Here is a 5,253-nt window from a genome sequence, read left to right as displayed (position 1 = left end):
GGACACGGATTTGTCGGCTTAACTTATTCTTGCTTGTTTTCTAAAATTATACTTTTTTATTAATAAACCGCTATTTGCGATGAATCGTCTTAAGTTTAAATTCTCTAAATTTTGATAGTTAACCAGAAAGAACAAAAGAGAGGAATAAGGTTATATGAACCGTAGGAACTTAAGATTCCGTCAACATTGATAATCCCCTCTCTTTTCTACTTTAATTTCGTTTAGTTCTATGAGACGTGGATCTCGTTTTTAAGTCGATGAAAACCAAAGTAGGTGTCCTTTCTTAATCAATTTCTTATGAATAAAAATAATCAAATTTATGGAGTAGACATCAGTAAAGGAGTATTTGATGTGGTCAACTCCACGGGAGAACATTTTCAATTCAAAAATAATGTCTCAGGCTTTAAAAGTTTTTTAAAGATTTTAATAAAAGAAGATCTGGTGGTTATGGAAGCTACGGGATATTACCATTATAGGTTAGCACAATTTCTTTATGAGAAGGGGATCAAGGTCTCGGTAGTAAATCCTTTGTCTGTGAAGCGTTTTATCCAGATGAAATTATCAAAAATTAAGACTGATAAGTCTGATGCCAAAGCGATATGTGAATATGCTAGCACCAATGAAGTTCCTTTGTACACAGCAAGAGACAAGAGTCAGGCCGAGGCTCTGCAAATACTTCGTTTAATAGCTATCTATACAAAGCAGAGTACCGCTTTAAAGAATAAACTTCATGGAGAAAAGGTACTTGGTAAACCTTCAAAAGTAGTTTATCACTCGCTCAACCGATCGCTTAAAGTATTGCAAAATGAGATAAAAACTTTGGAGTCCAGATTAACAGAGATTGTTAAGGATGATCAGCAAAAACAACTGACGCTTCTAAAAAGTATACCTGGATTGGGTAATAAAACAGCCATAATGTTATTAGTGTTAACCCATGGTTTTACCAGCTTTGAGGACGCAAGTCAATTATGCTGCTATGCTGGAATTACGCCAACCATCCGTGCCTCTGGATCTAGTGTACGAGGTAAGAGTAGGATCAGTAAAATAGGAAATCCAAAACTTAGAAATCTGCTCTTTATGTGCAGTTTTACAGCCTGCAAACACAATAAAGCCTGTAGGGATATCTATGAACGAATAATAGCCAAGGGTAAAAGTAAGAAGCTTGCGCTTATTGCTGTATGTAATAAACTATTAAAACAGGCATTTGCTGTGGCTACATCAGGTTTACCATACGATGAAAATTATGCGTCAAGATTAGGATAAAATGCTTGGAAGTTAGCTTAGTTCTTTGTTATGTATAGTCGCGAAACGATAATTATTATTCGTGCATAGAATCTTTCAGAACATTTTTTACAGCACCATTTAAATAATTGAAGGCTTCTTTTTTATCTTCCGGAATGTCTTCATCTCCAATAGAAAAAAAGAGTAAATATGAGACTGGAATGTTTAAAGCGGAGCAAATTTTTTCTATTGTTTTCTTGTGGGGAAATGTTGCATTAGTTTCAATTTGAGATAAAGCATTGACCGAAATGTCACACTTTTCGGCCAATTCTCTTTGTCCAAAACCTCTTTCTTTTCTTAAAGATTTAACTGCTGTACCTATATTCATTTTTTTCTATTCAAGATCGATATCTAAGAATTTGAAAGCTACTTTTCCTATTCTAAGTATATCAACTAAAGTTTTTACAAATTGATCGTAGTTCTTAGTGTCGTCTTTTAATATTTTTATTAAAATTTCTTTGTCTGAATCTGCAAGGTTACTGTTTTTTATTCTTGCAATAAGTAGATTTTCTGATTCCAAAATATATGCTTTAAGTCAATTAAAAATTTGTTTAAAGCTTCGCTAGCGCTCATTTTGAACACCTGGAAGCGGTTCAATTGAAGTGCATAATTAGAATCCTCTTCTGTGTTGAATGTGTAATAATGACCGGATATAAAAAATATTGCTGATTTCTTTCTCAAATCATTATAAGACTTAAGTGACTTCGGTCTTACCCTGTATTTTAATCGTTTTAATTCTTTATATAAATTACTGTTGCTTGAATTATGTATAGAAAATATAAGCCTGTAGAAATAATCCTTAACACGATCGAGATTTAATGAAGTTTTGAAAAATGAATCCGCCGGAAGTGACTCAATTAAAAAAGGAAATTCATCCAAGAAATTAGATAAAAATCTTCTTACACCTTCCAGTTTTTTATTGTCATAATTTTTATAATTTTTCTTAGCCTCATTGAAGTAGTTTTTGATGGCTAGTGAAAAATAATGTTCAATAACTTCTAAGTGCTTTCTTTTAAGTACAAAATTAGACTTGTCTCCTATTATAAGAAAACCAGCTTCTGATAAGATTTCTATTATATTTTCCTTAGGTATACCTGTTCTTTCGGATACTTGATATAACCTTGTCGCTTTGTTGTCTAATTTTTTTGTACCCATAATAATAAGCATTTATTGCAAATATAAATCATTTCTACAAAATTACAAGTGAAAGATGTAATTTTATGTTTAAATGTTTTTTTTACATTAAGTTAATTTAGCGATTATAGATAACTATTAATATAAATAAAAAAAGTGCCGATTTACCGGAATATTATCCTGTTATCGACACTTTTTTCAAATCTTAAATATTTTCTTCTTCACTATTTCTTATTTAACAATTTCTCTAAATAAGCTACCTTCTCCTTTTCTGCTTCTAGAAGGCGCTCATACAGCTCAACTACTTTATCTATAGGATTAAACGTAGGATTATTTAATATGGCATTCAAAGCCGAATTATCATGGAATGAATTTGAAATAATATTCAAAATATTGTCTTCACTAAAATTTTTAATAGCTTCTTTGCTTACCCCTAACACCTTAGCTACTTTTTCTAATTTTTCATCCTCAACATGCTCGCTTTGTTCTAAACTGGATACACTTTGTTGGCTGACACCTAATTCTGCGGCAAGGGCTTCCTGCTTCATGCCTCGAAGTTCCCTGATTCGGCTGATCTTTCTACCGATATGACTGGTTTTTGTTGCTGTGCTCATAATCTCAAAGATAAACATTCTTTTTAAAAGTTTCGCTCATCACCCTTTGGAGTAAAAAACAAGATCCTTATTGTTTTTTACTGGTCAGTTTGGTTCGCTACGGTCTATTTTTTTTAAAACTTGAAGGCTCATTGACCATCACTGAAGTTTAATTTTAAAACCATTTGATCTATGCTTACCAACTTGAATACTCCCAAAGTTATAGAATTTGCTTTAGCCCAAATTACGGAAATCTTCATTATCAAGCTAAATCTTAAATTATGAACTCAGCCAATTTACCTGAAGCTATTCAAAATAAACTGATAGCAGTAATTAAATCTATTACAGATGTACATTCGATTTATTGGATAGGAATACGAACTAATGAACATAAAACTTATTATTACTTCAATGATAGGAAAAATACAACTAAAAATAAAAATTGGGAAATTACGCTTCTCATAGTAAGTAAATCTTATATCAACGATCAAAAGGATTTTATGGGTAAGGTATTTACCAAAATGAATCAAAAAGTAAAGATTTTTAGCATTCATTATACCTTGAATGAGATTGAAAACCGATTGACTGAAGGAGACAATTTCTTAGGCTTAGTTTTAAATGAGAATAATAGAATTTTTCAAGAAGGTCCTCTTTTTCTTACTGGATATAATAGCCATCCTGTAATGTATCAACGAATACAAGAGCGTTGGAAGTCTAGAATGAGTAAAGCGGAATACTTTAATAGTAAATTAGATGTGAGTGATGATACCTATAGCGAACCTGCTAAACTTCTTTTAGTGAATCAAGCCATTTTACAGACCTGTGCAGCGCTACTTTGGGTTTATTGGGAATATAAGCCACCCGTATTTGATTTATATTATATGATTCATCTATGCCAGAACTTTAGTAAGAGTATAAAAATTGTTCTTCCTAAACATTCCTTTCGATCGCAACGAGTTTATAATCTAATATGCCATGCGCAATACAATTTAAACTATAAATCGCTTCAGCATATCTCAATAGAGGACGGATATTATGCTTCCGATTTAGCATATAAATTTTTAAAAGCTGTACGTATTGAAGGAAAGAAAAGATTAACTGAATTAGCAGAAATTCATAACGTCTAAATGATGTATTAAAATGGTTGTTTGATTAGTGGACACGATTAAAAAATACATGCAAGATTACAAATTGCGTGCTAATTCAAGATGTGTGTCTGTGGACACAATCTTGATTACTCCCCATGGTCGCAACGAAAAAAAGAGATGTTTAAGGGGAAGAAGACAGGTACTATTAAGGCTACTTTACTTTAAGAAAAGTACCTATTACTTTTTATAATTTTCAATAAGTATTTTTAGATCATCCTTGATGAATTCCCAATATTTACCCTTTAAACAAATGGGGTCAAAATCATCGTCCGCATTTTGGAAGAAAACAAAATTCTGTAGTATGGTTCCTTTTTCGTGGGTATATGGATAACGTCTCTCATGGAGTTGAAGCATCTGATCTAACGTATAGTTTGCGAAAAGGGCATGTAGATCCCAAAAGTCTTTTTTACGCCCTCCTCGTTGTACCACATCTATCTTCATAGCAATGATTTCTTCAATGCTTGCCATTCGTATACCATCTTCAACTAGTGGTGGTGTTATAAATGGATCGGTATAGAACACATCCAGTTTTATGGCATTATCCTCATCTGTGCCAATGATATAAGATCTACCCAGTGCAGGTGGAACAGATAAAAAATCTACATAGTTGAAGTTCTGTTGTAAATAATCTGTGATGACATCAAAATCAATAGAGCCATATTCGGCATCACTAAATAAATCAATATCTACAGATATCCGATGACCTATCTGTAAACTAAGCGCTGTACCACCAACCAGACGAAAATCTTTAAAAATTTCCGCTTCCATGAGTAGTAATAGACTCTGATGAAGTATTTCGTTGACGGTATTGTAATGTAGCATGGCTATTATGATGTCGATAACGTGTAAGGATCTGGGCTGGTTTGCCCTAATACCTCCTGTACTTTCTTTTTCCCATAAAAACGAATGAGTTCCTTTTTTTCCTTTTCGTTACCACGCTCAAAAATTCGTTTTATGATCGCCTTGTATTGTTGTTTCCAGTTCAATTTATTAAAGTCGGTATCCCAAAACAAGGATTTTCTAAAGATAGAAAGCTGCGGCGTTTGCTGTGTCCTTTTTTCTTTTTCCTTTCGAATATTATAATACGTCTGTAGTAA

Annotated in this window: 8 protein-coding genes; 2 read left to right on the top strand and 6 right to left on the bottom strand. The window is 32.6% G+C overall.

Going from position 1 to position 5,253, the window contains the following annotated elements; translation table 11 throughout:
• Positions 1–297: 297 nt before the first annotated feature.
• A complete protein-coding gene (locus IIF7_RS20245) occupies positions 298–1,263 on the top strand; it encodes an IS110 family RNA-guided transposase (protein WP_084843506.1) in 966 nt (321 codons plus the stop codon).
• Between the two features lie 55 nt (positions 1,264–1,318).
• Here IIF7_RS20245 and IIF7_RS20240 read toward each other — a convergent pair whose 3' ends face one another.
• The 4 genes from IIF7_RS20240 to IIF7_RS20225 all read right to left on the bottom strand — a co-directional run bounded on the left by IIF7_RS20240 (position 1,319) and on the right by IIF7_RS20225 (position 3,029).
• Positions 1,319–1,609, bottom strand: a complete 291-nt coding sequence (locus IIF7_RS20240) for a helix-turn-helix domain-containing protein (protein WP_084843505.1) — start codon at positions 1,607–1,609, stop codon at positions 1,319–1,321.
• A 6-nt stretch (positions 1,610–1,615) separates the two neighbouring features.
• The gene (locus IIF7_RS20235) at positions 1,616–1,801 is read right to left on the bottom strand and encodes a hypothetical protein (RefSeq protein ID WP_084843504.1); all 186 of its coding nucleotides are present in this window, start codon (positions 1,799–1,801) and stop codon (positions 1,616–1,618) included.
• Entirely contained in the window at positions 1,768–2,436 is a 669-nt protein-coding gene (locus IIF7_RS20230) for a hypothetical protein (protein ID WP_139801389.1), read from the bottom strand. The genes IIF7_RS20235 and IIF7_RS20230 overlap by 34 nt, the downstream gene beginning before the upstream one ends.
• Before the next feature lie 203 nt (positions 2,437–2,639).
• Positions 2,640–3,029 carry a helix-turn-helix domain-containing protein gene (locus IIF7_RS20225; protein WP_245801690.1) on the bottom strand — a complete coding sequence of 130 codons (390 nt, stop codon included), beginning with the start codon at positions 3,027–3,029 and terminating at the stop codon, positions 2,640–2,642.
• 260 nt (positions 3,030–3,289) lie between these two features.
• Here IIF7_RS20225 and IIF7_RS20220 point away from each other — a divergent pair, with 260 nt between their 5' ends.
• On the top strand, positions 3,290–4,135 hold the full coding sequence (locus IIF7_RS20220) for a hypothetical protein (RefSeq protein ID WP_084843501.1): 846 nt from the start codon (positions 3,290–3,292) through the stop codon (positions 4,133–4,135).
• A 198-nt stretch (positions 4,136–4,333) separates the two neighbouring features.
• Here IIF7_RS20220 and IIF7_RS20215 read toward each other — a convergent pair whose 3' ends face one another.
• On the bottom strand, positions 4,334–4,924 hold the full coding sequence (locus tag IIF7_RS20215) for a nucleotidyl transferase AbiEii/AbiGii toxin family protein (protein WP_245801689.1): 591 nt from the start codon (positions 4,922–4,924) through the stop codon (positions 4,334–4,336).
• A gap of 59 nt (positions 4,925–4,983) precedes the next feature.
• On the bottom strand, positions 4,984–5,253 hold a 270-nt coding region (locus IIF7_RS20930; RefSeq protein ID WP_394335068.1), incomplete at its 5' end, for a DUF6922 domain-containing protein.

The organism is Zunongwangia atlantica 22II14-10F7 (assembly GCF_002094855.1).
Classification (GTDB): domain Bacteria; phylum Bacteroidota; class Bacteroidia; order Flavobacteriales; family Flavobacteriaceae; genus Zunongwangia; species Zunongwangia atlantica.
Note: the sequence above shows the minus strand (reverse complement) of the source record. Positions and strands in the feature narration are given on the sequence as shown.